The organism is Kribbella koreensis (genome assembly GCF_039525325.1).
Classification (GTDB): domain Bacteria; phylum Actinomycetota; class Actinomycetes; order Propionibacteriales; family Kribbellaceae; genus Kribbella; species Kribbella koreensis.
Map to the genome: position 1 here is coordinate 44615 of NZ_BAAAHK010000014.1, position 19721 is coordinate 64335.

Sequence of the window (19721 nt, forward strand, 5' to 3'; positions counted from 1 at the left end):
CTCAGGACTCCAAGGCTGTTCTCAGGTCCAATGCGGCATAGCGGACGTCGGCGACCGGGTGGGTTCGGAGGTTGATGAGCAAGGCGCGCCACTCGGGTGACCAGCCCGCGTAGTCGGTGGAGGCTGCGATCAGGGCCAGGGCGAAATGACCGTCCACTGCCCGACCGGTGGCAGCGAGTTGGGTGGCTGGGGCGAGTAGTGCGCCCGGAGGCAGGTGCCCTTGCGCGGATCCCAGTCGTCGGTGGAGTTGATCGGCTGCAGCTGCGATCACCGTCGGACGATCGGCGACCAGGTCGGCGATGGCAGTGAGGTCTGCGATCGGCGCTGTCGTCTCCATCGCCCAGATCAGCGGGGGTACCCGCAGCGCCAGGTACTCCGGTGCCACAAGTTCGGCGGCCGCGTCTACCAGCGGTTGCTTGCTGTTCCAGTCAACGGCGTCCTGCACCCTGCTCATCAGGACCGTCAGGCGCAGCCGGGCGGGGTGGTCGCGGTCGGCTTCTGCGTTCGGTACGTCAGGGTTGCTCTCCAAGCGGATCAGCAACCGGACAACCGAGATCAGTTCATCGCGGCCCTGTCCGGTGGCGATCATCGCCGATAGCGCGGTGGCCGCGTCGTTCCAATTCTGGCTGCGGTTGGTGAGGTCGGTGATGAAGGCGGCGCATACCGGTGCCACTGCCGGGTTGTAGGGAGCCCAGCCCGCCAGCGACCGCAGAGCCGCTCCCACAGTCGGTGACTCTGGCCGGTTGGTCACTGCGATCAGCAGGTCGGCATACCGGGACCTGTACTGCGCAGCGATGCTCAACGGCGCCCGCTGTACCAGGGCCTCCGCGGTAGCCGGCGAATCGTGCACAGCCTCCTGCAGCAACGCCCACGCCTCCGGCTCGTGCAGCAGGTGCTGCGAGGCGGCACTGGTGATCGCTGCTCGCACATCCCGATGCGCACCGACCCAGGCCTCATCCAGTACTGCGCTAGCGCCCTCCGCCCGCAGTACTCCGAGCAGCCGCGCCGCCTCCTTGCGCGACGTCACCTTCACGCCCTCACCCAGCAGTACCGGCTGAAACGTCTCGGCCAGGGTGCTGGGCTTGGCGAACCGGGCAGCCCGACTGGCCGCGTAGAGAGCCACCCGCGCTCGGTCATCACCCGCATGGCTCAGCAGCACCGGCAGTGCGAGCTCCGGCTGGTCAATCCAGGCCAGTGCGCCAAGCGCCGCCTCCTGCAGCACCACCAATTCGCTCGCGAGGAACGGCTCGAGCGCGGCCCGCCCGACGCCCGGCAACCGGCCGAGCGTCGAGACGGCCCGGGAGCGCGCCCACTCGGGCATGCGGGCGTCGTTGGCGGCGGCTGCCACCAGTTCGGCGTACCGGCTGTACTGGCGGGGGAGCCAGCGTTGCAAGGCGACCGGCGAGACCTGCCAGGCGGGGTGGTTGCGGGTGAAGCGGCGGATCCGGTCCGGCGCGGCCAGTACCGGGTCGAGGAGGTCGGTGCGGACCTCGGTGACGGCCGCCCAGACAGCGTCCCAGCGGGCCATCCCGACCTCGCGGTCGATGATGCGACCGACGCGTTCCGATCGGGTCGCCGGGGGAGCGAGCCAGAGCCTGGCGGCCTGGTCGACCGTGTACTCCTTGTTGGACCAGACGGCCTGCTCGAGAACCAGATGCAGCTCCTCGATGGCCCAGCCGCGGCGGCCGAACGCTTCGGCGATCGCGAAGGCCAGTCCGAACTCCTGACGCTTGGCCGCCGCCTCGACGTACGGCTTCAATGCTTCGTAGACGGCGACCTCGCGACCGCGCGGCAGACCGTCGATGAGTCCGTACAGGTTGACCGAGCCGCTGCTGTCGGCGAGCCGCGCCTGAGCCTGCAGACCCCAGTCGAGCACTGCGGATTGGTTGCCTAGGGCCCCTTGCCGGACCGCGGTCTCGGCGAGCTGGTTGAGCGAGGCGCGGGAGCTCCAGGAGAGATCGCGGGCTTCGAGGGCATCGGTCAGCAGGGTCTGCAGTGCGTCGACATGGAGGTTGGTGAGCTGCGATGGCGGCAACGACGCAGCGGCGTCGAGCACTGCCTCACGGACCGGGTCCTGATCGTTGCGGACCCTCGCTGCCCAGCTCAGCGCCTTCTCGATCGACTCCGGGTCGCGCGAATGACCGGCGCTGGCGATGACGGCGCGGTAGATGACGGCACGAGCGCGTGCATCGGGCTGGCCCACCTGCGGGCCGAGGTGCGCGAAGGCCTCGTCGTACGGGAGGTAGGCGCTGTACTCCCACTGCCGTTGTGGGTCCCGGTCCTGGTAGAGCTCGATCATGCGACGGGACTGCTCGTGTCGGAGCGCCCTGGGGAGGACCGCCAGGAGGTCGTCGGACAGCTCGGTCCGGCCGAGTTCGATCGTGGTGGTGACGCCCTCGAAGATGGTCGCTCGTCGGGCGGGCGGGAGGTCGGAGAGCAGGTCGGCGAGATTCGGCCAGAGGACGCGGCCGAGGGCGATCAGGTCGTCGTCGGCGAACCGGTACAACCTCCGCCGGAGCGCCGGGGTGAGAGCGCGGGAGAGCGCCCGAGCTCGGTCGGGGGCGAGCAGGAGCTGGAGCAGACCGGCCGGATCGAGGTCGGCGAGCCGTCCGATGATGCTGACGACTCGCGAGGGGAGGTCGTAGCGCGGCATCGCCGTCTTGATCAGTTCGAGCACGCGCTCGGGGTGACTGTCGATCGCCGCGACCACGCCGTGGGCGACGCTGTTCCACCACTCGGTCCGGTAGATGGTCTCGGCCGGCATCGTTCGGGCGGCGTGGTCCAGGACTGCTTCCGGGTGACGAGCGGCCAAGCGGCCCCAGTCGCCTGACGAGAAGGTATAGGCCAGGTCGGGCAGGAGGCGTTCGACGGTGGCCGAGTCGGTGCTGCTGAGCAGGCCGGCGGCGGCGTGGTCGCCCCAACGCTCGCGCTGTTCCTCGATCAGACGCGTGGCGAGTGCTTGCCGACGGGTCCGCCGGATGACTCCGAGGATGCGGGTGCGTAGGGCTGCAGGCGCATCGGCGTACAGGTTGTAGAGGGCATCGTCAGAGACCGGTACTCCGCGCCCTGCGGCGGCCAGTGCGCGCCATTGGAGTTGCGGGTCGCTGAGCAGCTTGGTGACGTGCTCGACGTCGCCGCCGATCTGCGCGAGCTGGAGGCCGATCGTGCGGGCGAAGGTGTCGCCCGCGTCGAGCTCGGTGATCAGCGCGGTCAGGTCGGGGGAGTGGCGTGCCTCGTGGGCGACCAGGCGGACGCGTTCGCCGTACGGGAGTCGGTCGAGGGCGGTCAGCAGTTCGGTCGCTCGCATTCCCACATCCTGCCCAACGGGGGAGTCAGCGGGCGGCCGAATCGCAGGGTCAGGCAGGGAGTTGCGCCGCCATCAGGAGCTCGGCCGCCTCGCGGGCGCGGGTCGCGGGGGCGGCGGACTCGGTGAAGACGGAGGTGGTGATCGCGCCTTCGCTGAGCAGGATCAGATAGTCGGCCAGGCGCTGCGGGTCCTTCGCACCGGCTGCTTCGGACAGCTCGGCCAGCGCGTCGCGGAAGCCGGCCTTGTGCTTGCGGGCCATCGCCGCGACGGCGGGGGAGACGGTGCCCAGCTCGCCGAAGGAGTTGATGAAGGCGCAGCCGCGGAAGCTCTTCTCCTGGAACCAGTCGTCGAGGAAATCGAAAACGGCGAGAATGCGCTCGCGTGGCCCGGTCTCCGCCTCGACGTGCTCGGCCAGCATCGACTTCCACTGCAGGTCGCGCTTGTGCAGGTAGGCCTCGATCAGGTGGTCCTTGGACGGGAACAGCTGGTAGAGCCGCTTGAGCGAGACGCCGGACGCCGTCCGGATCGCGTCCATCCCGACCGCCTGGACGCCGCGTTCGTAGAAGAGCGCGTCCGCCGCATCGAGCACCTGCTGCTGCGCGGTCGCTGTGTCGATCGTCATATCGCCTTCCTCGGACTTGCCGCTTGCGCGGAGAACCAACGTTCTCCTAGAGTACTCGACATCGGCGGAGAACGATCGTTCTCCGCAATCTCGAGTCAGAGGGAGTACTGCGATGACCGTTCTGGAGCCTGCTGCCCAAGCCTTCGCCGACGCGACCAGCGTGCCGCCGTTCCTGTTCCAGCTGCCGCCGGACGAAGGCCGCAAGGCGGTCGACGACGTGCAGACCACCGACTACCCGAAGCTTCCGGTCGACGAGGAGTGGGTGACCGTCCCGGCCGGCGACGGTTCGGTGAAGGTGCGGATCATCCGTCCGGCCGGTGTGAGTGGGCCGTTGCCGGTGATCCTTTACATCCACGGCGCGGGCTGGGTTTTCGGTGGTTCGCACACGCATGACCGGCTGGTGCGGGAGCTGGCGGTCGGGGCAGGGGCGGCGCTGGTCTTCCCGGAGTACGACCTGTCGCCGGAGGCGCGGTACCCGGTCGCGCTGGAGCAGAACTACGCGGTGGCGCGCTGGATCGTTGCTGCGGGCAAGGATCACTCGCTGGATGCGAGCAGGCTGGCGATCGCGGGCGACTCGGTCGGCGGCAACATGACCGCGGCCGTGACGTTGCTGGCGAAGGAGCGGGGTGACGTGCGGTTCACCCAGCAGGTGTTGTTCTACCCGGTCACGGACGCGTCGTTCGACACGGCGTCGTACAAGGAATTTGCCGTGGGCTACTTCCTGCAGCGGGACGGGATGAAGTGGTTCTGGGATCAGTACACGACCGACGAGGCACAGCGGAACGAGATCACCGCGTCCCCGCTTCGGGCTACCCTCGAACAGCTCCGCGGCCTGCCCCAGGCGCTCGTGATCACCGGCGAGGCGGACGTACTGCGGGACGAAGGCGAGGCGTACGCCGCCAAGCTCCGCGAGGCCGGCGTCGAGGTCACGGCCGTCCGGCTTGGCGGCATCATCCACGACTTCGTGATGGTCGACGCTCTCCGCGACACCCACGCCGCTGAAACCGCCATCAACCTAGCCATCACCACGTTGCGCAAGGCCCTCGCCTGAAACCCTCTTGTACTACCGGCCGCCGGCGCTGACCTTCTCCAACTCAGCGTAGGCGGCCGCAAGCTTGGGCAACGTGTAATGCGCATTCAGCCCACTCGGATTAGGCAGAATCCAAACCCGGGTCTCCCCGATTCTTCTGCTCTGCTCACCCATCCCCGCCTTGCGCTCGCCAAACGCATCCCGGTAAGCCGTAACCCCCACCACCGCCAACCATCGAGGCTGGTAGGCGAGCACCTTCCGCACCAAGTTCTCACCTCCAGCAACCAACTCAGCCTTCGTCAACTCATCAGCCCGAGCCGAAGGCTTGTCCACCACATTCGTAATCCCCAGCCCCAACCTCAGCAGCTCGCCCTGCTCATCCGGCCGAAGCTGCCGAGGCGTAAACCCAGCCAAATGCAACGCCGGCCAAAACCTGTTCCCCGGCCTCGCGAAGTGATGCCCCGTCTGAGCCGACACCAGCCCCGGGTTGATCCCACAGAACAGCACCCGTAGACCTGGCTTGATCACATCACCCAATGCCTGCACCCCAGCACGGTAGCCACCCACCCACCACCCCGGGGCGGAGGGGCGGTGGGCCGATGGGGCGATGGGTGCACTTTGTGCACGACGTGAGCATCTGAAGCCGGCCAAAACGCCCAGGCGGAGCACAAAGTGGGGTCTGGCATCGGTGGGGTGGTCAACCCGGGGTTGACGCAGTATGAAAGTCAACCTAGCGTTGACGCATGACTCCTGGGCCGAACCTTCAGCAACTCATCGACACGATCCGCGAGGACGCCGGCTCCGACGACGTCCTCGACCAGCTCGGCGCCGCCGCCGGCACGATCAACGAACTGACCAGCACCAGCGACGCCGCCCTCGGGTACTTCGTCGATCGCGCCCGTGGCGCCGGCAAGTCCTGGGTCGAGATCAGCGCCGTACTCGGCGTGAGCAAGCAGGCCGCGCACAAGCGCTTCGCCGACTCCTGGACCGCTGAGGCGGTTCTCGGGCACTACACGCCGCGGACCAAGGCAGTGCTGGATGCCGCGAAGGATGTTGCCCGCGGCCTCAACCACCCGTTCGTCGGTACCGAGCACCTGCTGCTCGCCTTGTACAGCCAGCCGGAAGCGCTGGCCACTCGCGTCCTCGTTGCTCGTGGCATCGCCGAGGAGGCGGTCGCCGAGGCTGTTGCACCGCTGAGTCCCGCCAAGGGCCCGTCGAAGGATGTCGAGGCCGCGTTGTCGGCCGAGAATCCGCCGTACACGCGGAAGGCCGCGCATGTGCTCCAGGGCGCGGTCGCCGAAGCGCTCGTGCTCGGCCACAACTACGTCGGTACCGAGCATCTCCTGCTGGCCTTCTACCGCGACTCGGCCAGCGTCGCCACGGAGGTCCTGACCGGCCTCGGCCTCGACGAAACGGCTGCCTGGGCAGACGTCCGGGCCGCGCTCGAAGAGGTCACGAAGGCCAAGTAGGTTTGGCCGCATGCCTGACTGGAGTTCCCGCCTGGAAGAGTTGGCCGCCGGGGCCGCGGTACCGGGCGCGGTGCTCGGGATCTGGGCCGACGGTGAGCAGAGCATCACGCCGTACGGCGTCCTGAACCACGCGACCGGTGTCGAGGTCACGGCCGGCTCGCTCTTCCAGGTCGGGTCGATCACCAAGACCTGGACCGCGACCCTGATCGCGCAATTGGTTGCTGAGGGCAAGCTCTCGCTCGATGACGCGGTCGTGAAGGTGCTGCCCGAGGCGCCGGTCGACGGCCGGATCACCGTCCGCCATCTGCTTACGCACCAGAGCGGTATCGACGGCGATCTGTTCACCGACACGGGCCGCGGCGACGACTGCGTCGAGCGGTACGTCGCTTTGCTGGGGGACGCGGATCAGCTGTTCGAACCCGGTACGGCGTACTCCTACTGCAACGCCGGATTCGTCCTGCTCGGCCGCCTGATCGAGGTCCTGGACAACCGCAGCTGGGACGAATCCCTGCACGCCCGGCTGATCGAGCCACTCGGCCTGACCCAGACGACGACGCTGCCCGAGCAGGCCATCCTGCACCGCAACGCGCTCGGCCATACCGCGGACGGCGTACCGGTGAAAACCTGGAACCTGCCCCGCAGCATCGGCGCCGCCGGCCTGATCACCCAGAGCGCGGCCGACCTACTGACCTTCGCCGAACTCCACCTCGATGGCTATGCCGAGATGCGCGATCCCCAGGTCGCCGTCCCCGGTGCGGCCGGCGGCTTCGAGGCGGTCGGCCAAGCGTGGCGGCTCTACGACTGGTCCGGCCGCAAACTCTTCGGCCACGACGGCACGACCGTCGGCCAACTCGCCTTCCTCCGCATCGACCCAGAGGCCCGCCTAGCCGTCTGCCTGCTGACCAACTCGGCCAACGCGCCGGCTCTCTTCGACCAGCTGGTCTCCGAGGTCTTCACGCACTACGTGGGCGCCGCCGTACCGCTCCCGCCGGAGCCGATCGAGGGTGTTTCCGCAGGTGAGGCGCATGTTGGCGTCTACGAGCGAGCAAGCGTCCGGATGGAGGTCGTCCGCCGCGACGACCGCCTCGTCCTCACCTCCCAGGCCACCGGTGATCGGCTGGCCTTCGCCGAGGAGCCCGTCGTCGAGTACGACCTCTACCCGACCACCCCCGCCGACGGCAACCACTTCGTCACCCGCAGTGCACCCGACCAACCCTGGACCACGGTCACCTTCACCCCGACATACTTGTTCAACTCGGGACGGGTCACTCCGCGGTCTGTCCCGACCGACAGGACATAGTCGGCATCTCGGCCGGGCGTCACGCTCACGGGAACGGCGCGCTGCCGCAGTTTGGGGACTATGTCCTGTCGGTCGGGACGAGATATCGCGGGCGTGCTTGGCAAGAGCGAGCTAACGTCGTCTGAGTGACCAGTGCACCTGTTGAGCTTCCCCGTAAGGCCGGCGAGCTGCGCGCCGCCGGATTCGTCCCCCGTTCGATCAAGGCCGAGCTCCGCGACAACCTGCTGACAGAGTTGCGCGCGGGCCGCAACCCCTGGCCCGGCATCGTCGGCTTCTCCCGCACCGTGATTCCCCAGCTCGAACGCGCCCTCATCGCGGGGCACGACGTAGTACTCCTCGGCGAACGAGGACAAGGCAAGACCCGCCTGCTCCGTACCCTGATCGGCCTGCTCGACGAGTGGACCCCGGTGATCGAGGGAGCCGAGCTGCCCGAGCACCCGCTCGACCCGATCACGCCCGCGTCCAAGCGCCGCGCCACCGAGCTCGGTGACGACCTGCCGGTCGCCTGGCTGCACCGCAGCCTCCGGTACGCCGAGAAGCTCGCGACCCCCGACACCTCGGTGGGCGACCTGATCGGCGACGTCGACCCGGTCAAGGTCGCCGAGGGCCGCAGCCTCGGTGACCCCGAGACGATCCACTTCGGACTCGTACCGCGTGCGCACCGCGGCATCGTCGCGATCAACGAGCTGCCGGACCTGGCCGAGCGGATCCAGGTCGCGCTGCTCAACGTGATGGAGGAGCGCGACATCCAGGTCCGCGGGTACACCCTGCGGCTGCCGCTCGACGTGTTGCTGGTGGCAACGGCCAACCCCGAGGACTACACCAACCGCGGCCGGATCATCACGCCGTTGAAGGACCGGTTCGGTGCGGAGGTGCGGACGCACTACCCGCTCGACATCGACGCCGAGGTGGACGTCGTACGGCAGGAATCGCATCTCACCGCCGAGGTGGGCGAGCCGCTGCTCGAAGTACTGGCCCGGTTCGTCCGGCACCTGCGGGAGTCGACGGCTATCGATCAGCGCTCGGGTGTTTCTGCGCGCTTTGCGGTCGCCGCGGCCGAGACGGTTGCGGCTGCTGCGCTTCGGCGTTCCGCGATCACGGGTGAGGAACCGGCTGTCGCCCGGCCGGTCGATCTCGAGGCTGTTCCCGCGGTACTGCGGGGGAAGCTGGAGTTCGAGCCAGGTGAGGAAGGGCGCGAGACGGAGCTGCTCGAGTACCTGCTGCGTCGGTCCGTTGCCGACACCGCTCGTGAGCGCTTCGCCGGTCTTGATTTGACCCCTCTGGCGGATGCCGTTGCCGAAGGCCACATGGTGACGACCGGCGAGCGGATCCCGGGTCGCGACGTACTGTCCGCTCTGCCCGAGCTGCCGGTACTGCACGACGTGGCGGCGCGTGCCGGGGTCTCGCCCGACGACTCACCTGGCCGAATCGCGGCGGCGGTCGAGCTGGCGCTGGAGGCGCTCTACCTGTCCAAGCGATTGGCCAAGGACGCCGACGACGACACGACCGTCTACGGAGCCTGACATGTCGCAACTACCGGAAGGCTGGTCGTACGGGCCGTGGCACGACGGTCCTGACCCGCTCGCCCCGCCGGTGGATCTGCGGGACGCGTTGGACGAGCTCGGCCGCGACGTGATGGGCGGCTCGTCACCGAGGTCCGCGCTGGAGGAGTTGCTCCGGCGCGGCACTCGCAACACGCAAGGGCTGGACGATCTGACTCGCCGGCTGTGGGAGCGGCGGCGTGAGATCCAGCGGCGGCACAACCTCGACGGGACGCTGCGCGACGTACAGCGACTGCTGGACGAGGCGCTTGAGGCTGAGCGGCATGATCTGTTCCCGAACCCGTCGGACGATGCGCGGTTCCGTGAGATGCAGTTGGATGCGCTGCCGTCTGGGACTGCCGCGGCGGTGCGGGAGTTGGCTGACTATGACTGGCAGTCGAGTGAGGCGCGGCAGAAGTACTCGGAGATTCGGGAGTTGCTCGGTCGTGAGCTGCTGGGGTCGCGGTTCGAGGGGATGAAGGAGGCCCTGCAGAACACGACGCCGGAGGATGTCGAGCGGATCAACGAGATGCTGTCCGATCTCAATGCGCTGCTTGCTGCGCATGCGCAGGGGCATCCGGAGATCGACTCGCTGTTTGGTGAGTTCATGGCCAAGCATGGCGAGTTCTTTCCGGAGAATCCGCGGAATGTGGATGAGCTGATCGACGTACTGGCGGCTCGGGCGGCGGCCGCGCAGCGGATGCTGAACTCGATGACGCCGGAGCAGCGGGCTGAGTTGGCGGAGCTTTCGCAGCAGGCTTTTGGGAATGCGCAGTTGTCGCAGCAGTTGGCGAATCTCGATGCGCAGTTGCAGGCGTTGAGGCCGGGCGAGGACTGGTCGGGGTCTGAGCGGATGAGTGGTGAGGACCCGCTCGGGTTGGCCGAGGGCGCTCGGGCGATGTCGGATCTGGCCGAGCTGGATGCGCTGGCGGAGCAGTTGGCGCAGTCGTATCCGGGGGCTCGGTTGGAGGACATCGATCTCGATGCGCTGACTCGGCAGTTGGGTGACGAGGCGACGGTCGACGCGCGGCGGTTGTCGGAGCTCGAGCGGGAGCTGCGCAACCAGGGGCTGCTGGAGCGTGCGCCTGACGGCACGTTGCAGTTGTCTCCGAAGGCGTTGCGGCAACTCGGGCAGACGGCGCTTGCCGACGTACTGCGAACCGCCCGCGGCCAGTCCGGCGAACGCGACGCGGCGTCGGCTGGAGCGGCCGGCGAGCTGAGTGGGTCCAGCCGGCCGTGGCAGTTCGGCGACACCCAGCCGTGGGATGTACCTCGCACGGTGCGCAACGCAGTACTGCGAACCGCCTCACGTGACGGCTCGGTGCGGCTGGACGTAGCCGACGTCGAAATCGCCGAAACAGAACACCGCGCCCGGGCTGCCGTCGCGCTGCTGGTGGACACCTCCTGGTCGATGGTCCAGGAAGGCCGCTGGCTACCGATGAAGCGAACAGCCCTCGCCTTGCACCAACTGATCTCCACCCGCTACCGCAACGACGCCCTCCAACTGATCACCTTCGGCCGGTACGCCGGGGTCGTGGAACTACCGCAGCTGATCGGCATGGAAGGGACCTGGGAACAAGGCACCAACGCCCACCACGCCCTCCTGCTAGCCGGCCGCCACCTACGCCGCCACCCCGACGCCCAACCCGTAGTCCTGATGGTCACCGACGGAGAACCAACAGCCCACCTGGAACCAGACGGCACGGCGGAGTTCGACTACCCACCCCGCCCAGCAACCCTCCGCAAAACCATCTTCGAAGTAGACCGCCTAGCCAAACTGGGCGCCACCGTCTCCATCTTCCGCCTTGGCGACGACCCCCGCCTGAACCAATTCGTAGACCTCTTGGCCCGCCGCAGCGGCGGCCGAGTCCTAGCCCCCGACCCAGACGGCCTAGGCGCAGCCGTAGTAGGCGACTACCTGAGAACCCGCCGCCGCCTCTAGCAAAGAACAAAGAGGATGGTCGCGGCACCGCGTGTGGTTGGCGCGGTGCCGCGACGTAGGGATGTGCGGTGATGGACTGTCTGATCCTCGGTCGCGTCGAGGGTCAGCCGGCGAAGGCTATTGCGTTGCCGTCTGGGTCGCGGAGGATGAAGTCGGTGCCGCCCCAGGCTTGTTTGGTGAGCTTTTGGGTGATGTCGGCGTTGGCGGCCAGGTATTCGGTGTAGAGGTCGCGGACGTTCGGTGTGTTGATGAACGCCATGATCAGGCCTTCCCGGGCCGCGGCGCCGGGGGTGAAGACCGGCTCGTGTACTTGCTTCAGGTGCAGAGTTGCGCCGTTGCGGGAGACCGAGCCGTAGAACGGTGGGTTGCCGTGGAGGAAGTCGGTTTGGAAGCCGAGTTGGTTACGGTAGAAGGTGGCCGAGGCAGTTACGTCGGCGACGTACAGGACCGGTTTGGCGCTTGCGGGCGTCGGGTGCTGGGGAGCCGGTTGTGCGTTGGTGGGCGCGGCTTCCGTGCTCGCCTTGAGTTCGGCCCAGGTGGCGTGGCCGGCTTCCAGGGCGATGATTTCTTGGGCTTCGGTGAGGGGGAACTTCAGGGCGAGTGCTTCGCGGTCGGACAGGGTGCGATAGCGGGCGAGTTGCCGGATGCGGCCGCCGATCGAGAAGTTGCCTTCGCGGTGCCAGCGGACGAGCAGTTTCGCCTGCTTCTTGTACGTTTCCAGCTTGGGCATGGCGCTCCCTCTTCGGTGGTGAAGTAGGTGGGCCTTGCCCTTTCGGCTGCTGTGCCGTTGCGCCCTACGACCGGGTTCGAACCCCGCGCCTGCGGCAAAAACACTAGCACTCCGGCGGGTCGGTGAAGGAGATCGGTTTGCCGGTGGTTCGGGCGTGGGCGATTTCTCTGGTGGTGGATTCGCCGAGGTAGCCGCCGGGGTTGACCACCAGGACGCGGTCGGCCAGGTCGATCTTGCGGAGGTGGAGGGCGCCCAGGGCGGTCTTCTGTTCGGGGGTGAGGGGATCGTCGGGGCGCGCGGAGACGGCTGGGGCGAGGACGATGGCGCCTGCGATGGTCAGGGCGCGGTTCGCCGCCTGCATCTCGTCGGCGAATCGGATCGAGCCGCAGATGCAGACGATCTCAGGTCGGTCGGGCGCAGCGAGAGGTCGGTCGGGCGCAGCTCGAAGTCGGTCAGGCGTCGCAGGGCGGAGGCCGGTCAGCAGGAGGTCCAGGAGGCGGGCCGCCATTGGTTGCTGGTCGGGGGAGCCGGCGACGGTGAAGATACCGATGAGGGTGGCGGCGATGTCGGTGGCGGGGACGTCGGGGCGGAGTTGGCCGGTGGCGCGACCGGCTTCGAGGAGGTGGTCGATGGCGGCCAGGAGTTCGGCGCGGGTGTCGGCGTGGGGGAGATCGCCCGATTCGATCATCGTGACGAGGGTGTCGATCATGCCGTTCTTGGTGGCGATCCAGTCTCCGAAGAGGTCCATCCAGCGGCGCAGGGCTGTGGCTGGGTCCAGTTGAGTGAGTAGCTCGCGGGCGCCGGTGGTCAGTCGGGAGACCTGGTCTCGGTAGACCGCGTCGACGAGCGACTCACGGGTGGGGAAGTGCCGGTACAGAGTGGCGATGCCGACCCCGGCTTCCACAGCGATCGCCCGCATGGACGGCTCGGTCTCCGCTGCGGCGAACATCCGGGTCGCCACGTCCAGCAGCTGCTGGCGGTTGCGGGTCGCGTCGGCCCGCGGTCGACGGCTCTCGGCGGCAGCCAAAACGGATCACGCTCCACTTATGCTAGCTTGGATATAGAAACGGAGCATACTCCGTTTATGAGGCCAGCTGCAGGAGAGAGACGAGCATGAGAGAAGCGAGCATGAGCCGGGCGGTCCAGTTCGAGTCGTTCGGTGGACCGGAGGCTCTGATCATCCGCGAGGTGCCCGTGCCGCAGGCCGGAGCAGGACGGATCCGCGTGCGGGTCACTGCGGCCGGCCTGAACCCGATGGACTGGTTCATGACCTCCGACGCCGAGACCGCCGCGCGATTCGGCTTGAGCCTGCCCTGCGGGTTCGGCACTGACTATGCGGGCGTGGTTGATCAGGTCGGTGACGGCGTCAGCGAGTTCGCTGTCGGCGACCGGGTGTTCGGCGGCGCCCTGTCCCGCGCGGTCGCCGACTACGTTGTTGTGGACGAGGTGGGTGCCATCGCTCAAGGCGGCGAAGCGATCCACACCCCGGACGGCGTCGACGATCGCACCGCTGCCACGCTCGCCATTGCGGGCCGTACGGCGGCCGCGGCTCTCGCTGTGATCAACCCCGGTCCGGGCGACACGGTGCTCATCGGCGGCGCGGGCGGCGGAGTAGGTGTGTTCGCCGTCCAGCTCGCAAGGCTTGCCGGTGCCCGAGTGATCGGTACGGGCTCGGCGACCTCCGCCGATGCCCTGCGTGCATTAGGAGCCGAGCCAGTCGCGTACGGCGATGGTCTGGTGGACCGTGTCCGGGCGCTGGTCCCCCAAGGCATCACCGCAGCCATGGACCTGCACGGAACGGACACAGTGCAGGCGGCGCGCGAACTCGGCGTACCGGACGAGCGCATCACCACCATCGCTGCTCAGATCGACGGGATCACCCCGGCGAACGGCGCCAACACGACCCGGGCCGCCGTCGAAGAGATCGCCGAACTGGTAGCGGCAGGTCAGCTCCGGGTGCCGATCGCTAAGAGCTTTCCGGTCGAGCAGATCCGCGCCGCGGTCGGGCTGCAGGCCGAGCGGCACGTGGCCGGCAAGGTCACCATCGACCTCTAAGAACACCTCGAAGGCAGGCCTGTACCCAGCACCGAAGGCGGGTATGCGCCTGCTTTCGCTTTTCCTCGGAAAAACCCGCCGTTGTCCTGCGTTGTCAACGTGGCAAGGGTTTTCCGGCCGATGGATGTGGGCAGCATCACCCGTCTCAACGTGAGACCAGTGTTCAACTGGACTGGTTTTCTGGCTTACTCTGAAAAGACGCCGTCGCCATTGGAGTCGTCGGGCCAGCGGTCACCACGCCGCGACAAGTCGCCGTCCAATCTCGGGCCCACACCTCAGGGAGCCACCGTGCCGAAACTCGTCTACGACTTTGCCGAAGGCAACAAATCCATGAAGCAGCTTCTCGGCGGCAAGGGGGCCAACCTCGCCGAGATGACCAATCTGGGTCTGCCGGTACCGCCCGGCTTCACCATCACCGCCGATGCCTGCAAGGTCTTCCTGAAGACCGGTTCGGTACCGCCGGAGCTGGCCGACGAGATCGACCACCACGTCGCCGAGCTCGAGCAGAAGATGGGCAAGAAGCTCGGCCAGGCCGACGACCCGCTGCTCGTCTCGGTCCGTTCCGGGGCGGCCGTGTCGATGCCCGGCATGATGGAGACGGTGCTCAACGTCGGCCTCAACGACGACTCGGTGAACGGTCTCGCGCACCACTCCGGCAACCCGCGGTTCGCCTGGGACGCCTACCGGCGGCTGATCCAGATGTTCGGCAAGACCGTGCTCGGGATGGAAGGCGACATCTTCGAGGACGCGATCGAGGCGGCCAAGCAGGCCAAGGGCACCAAGAACGACCTCGACCTGGACGCCGACGACCTCAAGGCGCTGGTACAGACCTTCAAGGCGGCCGTGCACGAGCACACCGGCCGCGAGTTCCCGCAGGACCCGCGGGCGCAGATGGACCTCGCGATCGAGGCCGTCTTCGGCTCCTGGAACTCCGAGCGCGCGATCCTGTACCGCCGCCAGGAGCGGATCGCCACCGACCTCGGCACGGCGGTGAACATCTGCTCGATGGTCTTCGGCAACCTCGGGATGGACTCCGGGACGGGGGTCGCGTTCACCCGGGACCCGTCGAGCGGCCAGCCCGGCGTGTACGGCGACTACCTGCAGAACGCCCAGGGCGAGGACGTCGTCGCCGGCATCCGCAACACGGTCCCGCTGGCCGATCTGGAGCAGATCGACAAGGCGTCGTACGACGAACTGATGACGATCATGGCCAAGCTCGAGGGCCACTACCGCGACCTGTGCGACATCGAGTTCACCGTCGAGCGCGGCAAGCTGTGGATGCTGCAGACGCGGGTCGGCAAGCGGACCGCCGGCGCGGCCTTCCGGATCGCGACCAGCCTGGTCGACGAAGGCGTGATCGACACCGACGAGGCGCTGCGCCGGGTGAAGGGCGCGCAGCTGGCCCAGCTGATGTTCCCGCGCTTCGACGGCGACGCGGCCACCGACCTGCTCACCAAGGCGATCGGCGCCTCGCCGGGTGCCGCTTCTGGCAAGGTGGTCTTCACCTCCGCCGCCGCTGTCGAGGCCGCCGACCGGGGCGAGAAGGTCATCCTCGTCCGCCGGGAGACGAATCCTGACGACCTGCACGGCATGATCGCCGCCCAGGGCATCCTGACCAGCCGCGGCGGCAAGACGTCGCACGCGGCAGTCGTTGCCCGGGGCATGGGAAAGACCTGTGTCTGCGGCGCCGACGAGCTCGAGGTCGACGTCGCCGCGCGCTCGATCAAGGTCAACGGCAAGACGATCGCCGAGGGCGACATGATCTCGATCGACGGCACCACCGGTCAGGTGTTCCTCGGCGAGGTACCGGTCGTGCCGTCGCCGGTCGTCCAGTACTTCGAGGGCACGCTCGCGGCCGACGCCGGCGACGAGCTCGTCGCGGCCGTGGACCGGCTGATCACGCATGCCGATGAGACCCGGCGTCTCGACGTACGGACGAATGCCGACACCGCCGAGGACGCGGCCCGGGCTCGCCGGTTCGGTGCCCAGGGCATCGGTCTGTGCCGGACCGAGCACATGTTCCTGGGTGAGCGCCGGGAGGCCGTCGAGCGGCTGATCCTGGCGGACTCGGCGGAGGAGAGCGACGCGGCGCTCGCAGTACTGGAACCCCTTCAGCGTAAGGACTTCCTCGAGCTGCTGGACGCGATGGACGGGCTGCCGGTGACGATCCGGTTGATCGACCCGCCGCTGCACGAGTTCCTGCCGCCGCTGACCGAGCTGGCCGTCAAGGTCGCGCTGGCGAAGGAGCGCGGCGAGGACCCGGGACGCGACGCCCTCCTGCTCACCGCGGTCGAGCGGCTGCACGAGCAGAACCCGATGCTGGGTCTGCGCGGCGTACGGCTCGGGCTGGTGATCCCCGGTCTGTTCAAGATGCAGGTCCGGGCGATCGCGTCGGCGGCCGCCGAGCTGAAGAAGGCCGGCAAGGATCCGCGGCCGGAGATCATGATCCCGCTGGTCGCCGCGGTCCAGGAGCTGCAGTTCAGCCGCGACGAGGTCGAGGCGGTGCTGACCGAGGTCGCCGCGGCCGAGGGCGTCGAGTGGTCGACACCGATCGGCACCATGATCGAGCTGCCCCGGGCGGCGGTGACGGCGGAGCAGATCGCGGAGGCAGCCGAGTTCTTCTCCTTCGGTACGAACGATCTGACCCAGATGACGTGGGGCTTCAGCCGTGACGACGTCGAGGGCTCGTTCTTCTCGACGTACCTGGAGAAGGGCATCTTCGCGGTCTCGCCGTTCGAGTCGATCGACCGCGAAGGCGTCGGCGCGCTGGTCAAGATGGGCGCCGAGCGCGGCCGGACGACCCGCCCCGACCTGAAGCTCGGCATCTGCGGTGAGCACGGCGGCGACCCGGACAGCATCCACTTCTTCCACGAGGCCGGGCTCGACTACGTCTCCTGCTCGCCCTTCCGCATCCCGGTCGCCCGCCTCGAAGCAGGCCGCGCGGCTCTGGACTGACCTCTCACCTCTCCGTACGTCGGGTGCTAGTGCGCCGTGTCGGAAGTTCAGTTGCGCTACTCCCGACACGGCGCACTAGCCTTCAGCAATGAGCCGGGAGAGCTTGCGCCAGACGTTCGGGGAGGACGCGGAACTCTACGACCGGGTCCGGCCGACGTACCCACCTCGCCTGTACGACGACATCGCCACCCTGCTGCAGGAGCCGCAGCGGCCGCGGGTGCTGGAGATCGGCTGTGGGACCGGTCAGGCGACCAAGCCGATGCTGGAGCGTGGCTGGTCGGTGAAGGCGGTCGAGCTGAGCCCGGAGCTCGGCCGGGTGGCGCGGACGAAGCTGCCGGAACTCGAGGTGATCACGGCCGCCTTCGAGAGCTGGCCGTTGCCGGCCGAGAAGTTCGACCTGGTGCTGTCGGCGACGGCGTTCCACTGGATCGACCCGGTCGTCCGGGTGCCGAAGTCGGCCGACGCGCTTCGGCCGGGTGGGCTGCTCGCGATCGTCTCGACGCATCACATCGCCGGTGGCTCCGAACAGTTCTGGATCGACGTACAGGACTGCTATCGGCGCTTCACCGACGATCCGGTCGAGGTCGAGATGCTCACGGCGGACGAAGTGCCGCAGGAGGACACCGTCGAGATCGACGCGAGTGGGCGGTTCGGGCCGGTCGTCGTCCGTCAGTACGAGTGGGAACAGCGCTATTCGGCCGCGGAGTACCTCGATCTGCTGAGTTCTTATTCTGGTCATCGGGTCTTGACATCTGAACGGCGTAACGGACTGTACGAGTGTGTAAGCGCTCTCATCAACGCCGCCGGGGGGTCGATCACGAAGGGTTACCTGACGAGACTGACCGCTGCAAATCGCCTTAACCAACCTCTTGCATCCGGCTGATCCGGTGGTCAAAATAACCGAGCGGGAAGGGCGATCACCGTCGACTTTAGGGTCCGACCTGAACCAGCCGCTGTGGCGGCTCGTGACTCCCTTCCCGCACCAACGTTGAGATGGCGAGCGGGCCGTGACCTCCCTGAGTAGGGTTGAGGTCATGGCCCTTTTCGCGCTCCAGCTGAAGTTCACCGACCCGGCCCGCCGGCTGGAGGTGATGCCGACCCACCGCGAGTACCTCGCCGAGCTGTACGCCGCGGGCAAGCTGCACGCCGCCGGACCGTTCGCCGACGCGAGCGGCGCCCTGCTGATCTACGACGTCGCCGACGAGGCGGAGGTCCGCGAGATCATCGCCAACGACCCCTACACCGCGGCCGACGTCTACGAGGTCGTCACGCTGCAGGAGTGGGACAAGAGGTTCCCGCCGGCCTGAAGGCCGGCGGGACGTAGTACAGGTCCTCAGACCTCGGTCGGCTCGAGTTCGAGGTAGTCGACGTAGGCCCACAGCCAGACGAGCGGGGCGAGCACCATCTCGGGCTCGCCCGTCTCGTCGTCGGCGACGAACAGCATCGACGCGTCGCCGTTCGAGATGTCCTCGACGACGGCCGGGCAGACCGCGACGGCGGCGTCGAACGGCACGATCTCCGGGCCGTCGTCCCACAGCGGCGCGGGCAGCGGCAGGACCGGCGCCTCGTCGGTACCGTCCATCTCGACCGAGACCTTCTGCAGCATCTCGTACAGGTCGTAGGAGATCAGGCCGGCCAGCGGGCTGCCGCCGATGCCGATCAGGTACGGGTCGTCGGCGCCCGAGCGGAACGCGTCCCGGACCTCGGGGAACGCGGCCGGCAGATCGTTCACCTCGATGTACGGCGCCTCGGTCCCGTCGTCCTCGTACTCGTCCTCTTCCTCGGCGAGCTCGCCGCTGCGCATCTGGTCGAACGAGTGCAGCAGGTCGTTCAGCTCGTCGTACGCGCCGCCGCCCGGAGCCGCCTGGGCCCGGTTCTCCAGGTCGCGCAGGTGCTCGACCAGGTCGTCCTCGAAGTGCAGGTCGTACTTCGGGAGTCCCGGCTCGCGTCCTGCGTTGATCCGCGCGACGAGCTGGGTGGAGATCGGCCCGAGCCGCTCGGCCAGCACCTCGAGCGGGGTGGTCGGCTTCTCCTCCTCGTCGTGCGCGCAGGAGTCGTCCTCGGTCTTGCCGTCGCTCTCCATCGCGAGCAGCACCGAGAACGCGGGGAACGCGATCAGGGCCGCGGTGGCGAGCATCCCGTCGCCGATCAGCATCAGCGGGTTGCCGCCGGCCTCGGTCCGTCGCAGGTGGTCGGGCAGCAGCAGCGCGGCCTGCTCGACGTTGACCTGGCTGGCCAGGGAGGACAGGCCGTGGTCGGCGTCCACCCCGAGCTGCTCGACGAGGGTCTCGGAGCTCATGTCGAAGGTGGAGCGGAGGTAGTAGCGCAACCAGCCGGCGTCGACCGGGTTGCCCAGCAGTTCGGCGATCCGGGCCCGGAAGTCGGCGAGATCGGCGATCGCCAGCACGACCAGCACCGGCTGGTCGCCGTCACCGATCACCAGCGGCCGGGTGTCACCGTTCTGGAAACCGTCGATCACTTGGTGCAGGCCTTCGGCCGCTGCCTCCAGCGGCCAGGACTCCGCCTCGAACTCGGTCACACCCGCGGTGTGAACGTCGTCGGGCATCTTAGTGTCCCGTCAGCGAGGTAGCTCGACGCTGGAGGCGCCCAGGCGCGCACCTCGCGACACTTGAGCAGCATCCACGATGCTCCGCATCGAGGACGCTCCTCAAGCGCCGCGATGCACGCACCTGAACACCTCCATCGTTCGAGCTACCTCGCTGACGGGACACTGGTGTTCCTCTCCGGGCGGTCGGAATGGCTAAGACTA

General features: G+C 68.0%; 15 protein-coding genes. 9 read left to right on the forward strand and 6 right to left on the reverse strand.

Annotation, left to right across the window (positions count from 1 at the left end; genetic code table 11):
- Nucleotide 1: 1 nt before the first annotated feature.
- Nucleotides 2-3307, reverse strand: a complete 3306-nt coding sequence (locus ABD116_RS28710; RefSeq protein ID WP_343977013.1) for a hypothetical protein — start codon at nucleotides 3305-3307, stop codon at nucleotides 2-4.
- A 49-nt stretch (nucleotides 3308-3356) separates the two neighbouring features.
- Complete coding sequence (locus ABD116_RS28715; RefSeq protein ID WP_343977016.1) at nucleotides 3357-3929, reverse strand: TetR/AcrR family transcriptional regulator; 573 nt, start codon at nucleotides 3927-3929, stop codon at nucleotides 3357-3359.
- Between the two features lie 112 nt (nucleotides 3930-4041).
- Between ABD116_RS28715 and ABD116_RS28720 the strand changes: the two genes are divergently transcribed.
- A complete protein-coding gene (locus tag ABD116_RS28720; protein ID WP_343977019.1) occupies nucleotides 4042-4980 on the forward strand; it encodes an alpha/beta hydrolase in 939 nt (312 codons plus the stop codon).
- A gap of 12 nt (nucleotides 4981-4992) precedes the next feature.
- Here ABD116_RS28720 and mug read toward each other — a convergent pair whose 3' ends face one another.
- Nucleotides 4993-5505 (reverse strand): G/U mismatch-specific DNA glycosylase, encoded by a 513-nt coding sequence (gene mug / locus ABD116_RS28725; RefSeq protein ID WP_343977023.1) that lies wholly within the window; start codon nucleotides 5503-5505, stop codon nucleotides 4993-4995.
- A 197-nt stretch (nucleotides 5506-5702) separates the two neighbouring features.
- Here mug and ABD116_RS28730 point away from each other — a divergent pair, with 197 nt between their 5' ends.
- The 4 genes from ABD116_RS28730 (at nucleotide 5703) to ABD116_RS28745 (ending at nucleotide 11211) form a co-directional block, all read left to right on the forward strand.
- The gene (locus ABD116_RS28730) at nucleotides 5703-6428 is read left to right on the forward strand and encodes a Clp protease N-terminal domain-containing protein (RefSeq protein WP_343977026.1); all 726 of its coding nucleotides are present in this window, start codon (nucleotides 5703-5705) and stop codon (nucleotides 6426-6428) included.
- Nucleotides 6429-6438: 10 nt separating this feature from the next.
- Complete coding sequence (locus ABD116_RS28735) at nucleotides 6439-7728, forward strand: serine hydrolase domain-containing protein (protein WP_343977029.1); 1290 nt, start codon at nucleotides 6439-6441, stop codon at nucleotides 7726-7728.
- A gap of 125 nt (nucleotides 7729-7853) precedes the next feature.
- A complete protein-coding gene (locus ABD116_RS28740; protein WP_343977032.1) occupies nucleotides 7854-9251 on the forward strand; it encodes an ATP-binding protein in 1398 nt (465 codons plus the stop codon).
- Nucleotide 9252: 1 nt separating this feature from the next.
- Nucleotides 9253-11211, forward strand: a complete 1959-nt coding sequence (locus ABD116_RS28745) for a vWA domain-containing protein (RefSeq protein WP_343977035.1) — start codon at nucleotides 9253-9255, stop codon at nucleotides 11209-11211.
- 103 nt (nucleotides 11212-11314) lie between these two features.
- Here ABD116_RS28745 and ABD116_RS28750 read toward each other — a convergent pair whose 3' ends face one another.
- Nucleotides 11315-11941 carry a glyoxalase superfamily protein gene (locus ABD116_RS28750; RefSeq protein ID WP_343977038.1) on the reverse strand — a complete coding sequence of 209 codons (627 nt, stop codon included), beginning with the start codon at nucleotides 11939-11941 and terminating at the stop codon, nucleotides 11315-11317.
- A gap of 103 nt (nucleotides 11942-12044) precedes the next feature.
- Complete coding sequence (locus ABD116_RS28755; protein ID WP_343977041.1) at nucleotides 12045-12968, reverse strand: TetR/AcrR family transcriptional regulator; 924 nt, start codon at nucleotides 12966-12968, stop codon at nucleotides 12045-12047.
- A gap of 86 nt (nucleotides 12969-13054) precedes the next feature.
- Between ABD116_RS28755 and ABD116_RS28760 the strand changes: the two genes are divergently transcribed.
- From ABD116_RS28760 to ABD116_RS28775, 4 genes are all read left to right on the forward strand, one after another.
- Nucleotides 13055-13996: an NADP-dependent oxidoreductase gene (locus ABD116_RS28760; protein WP_343977044.1), complete on the forward strand. Its 942-nt coding sequence runs from the start codon at nucleotides 13055-13057 to the stop codon at nucleotides 13994-13996.
- A 288-nt stretch (nucleotides 13997-14284) separates the two neighbouring features.
- Nucleotides 14285-16951, forward strand: coding sequence for a pyruvate, phosphate dikinase (gene ppdK, locus ABD116_RS28765; protein WP_343977047.1), 2667 nt, complete (start codon nucleotides 14285-14287; stop codon nucleotides 16949-16951).
- A gap of 88 nt (nucleotides 16952-17039) precedes the next feature.
- A complete protein-coding gene (locus ABD116_RS28770) occupies nucleotides 17040-17834 on the forward strand; it encodes a class I SAM-dependent methyltransferase (protein WP_343977050.1) in 795 nt (264 codons plus the stop codon).
- Between the two features lie 151 nt (nucleotides 17835-17985).
- Nucleotides 17986-18258, forward strand: a complete 273-nt coding sequence (locus tag ABD116_RS28775; protein WP_343977053.1) for a YciI family protein — start codon at nucleotides 17986-17988, stop codon at nucleotides 18256-18258.
- 26 nt (nucleotides 18259-18284) lie between these two features.
- On the opposite strand, the gene ABD116_RS28780 is transcribed toward ABD116_RS28775, so the two are convergent.
- Nucleotides 18285-19517: a hypothetical protein gene (locus ABD116_RS28780; RefSeq protein ID WP_343977056.1), complete on the reverse strand. Its 1233-nt coding sequence runs from the start codon at nucleotides 19515-19517 to the stop codon at nucleotides 18285-18287.
- Nucleotides 19518-19721: the final 204 nt, after the last annotated feature.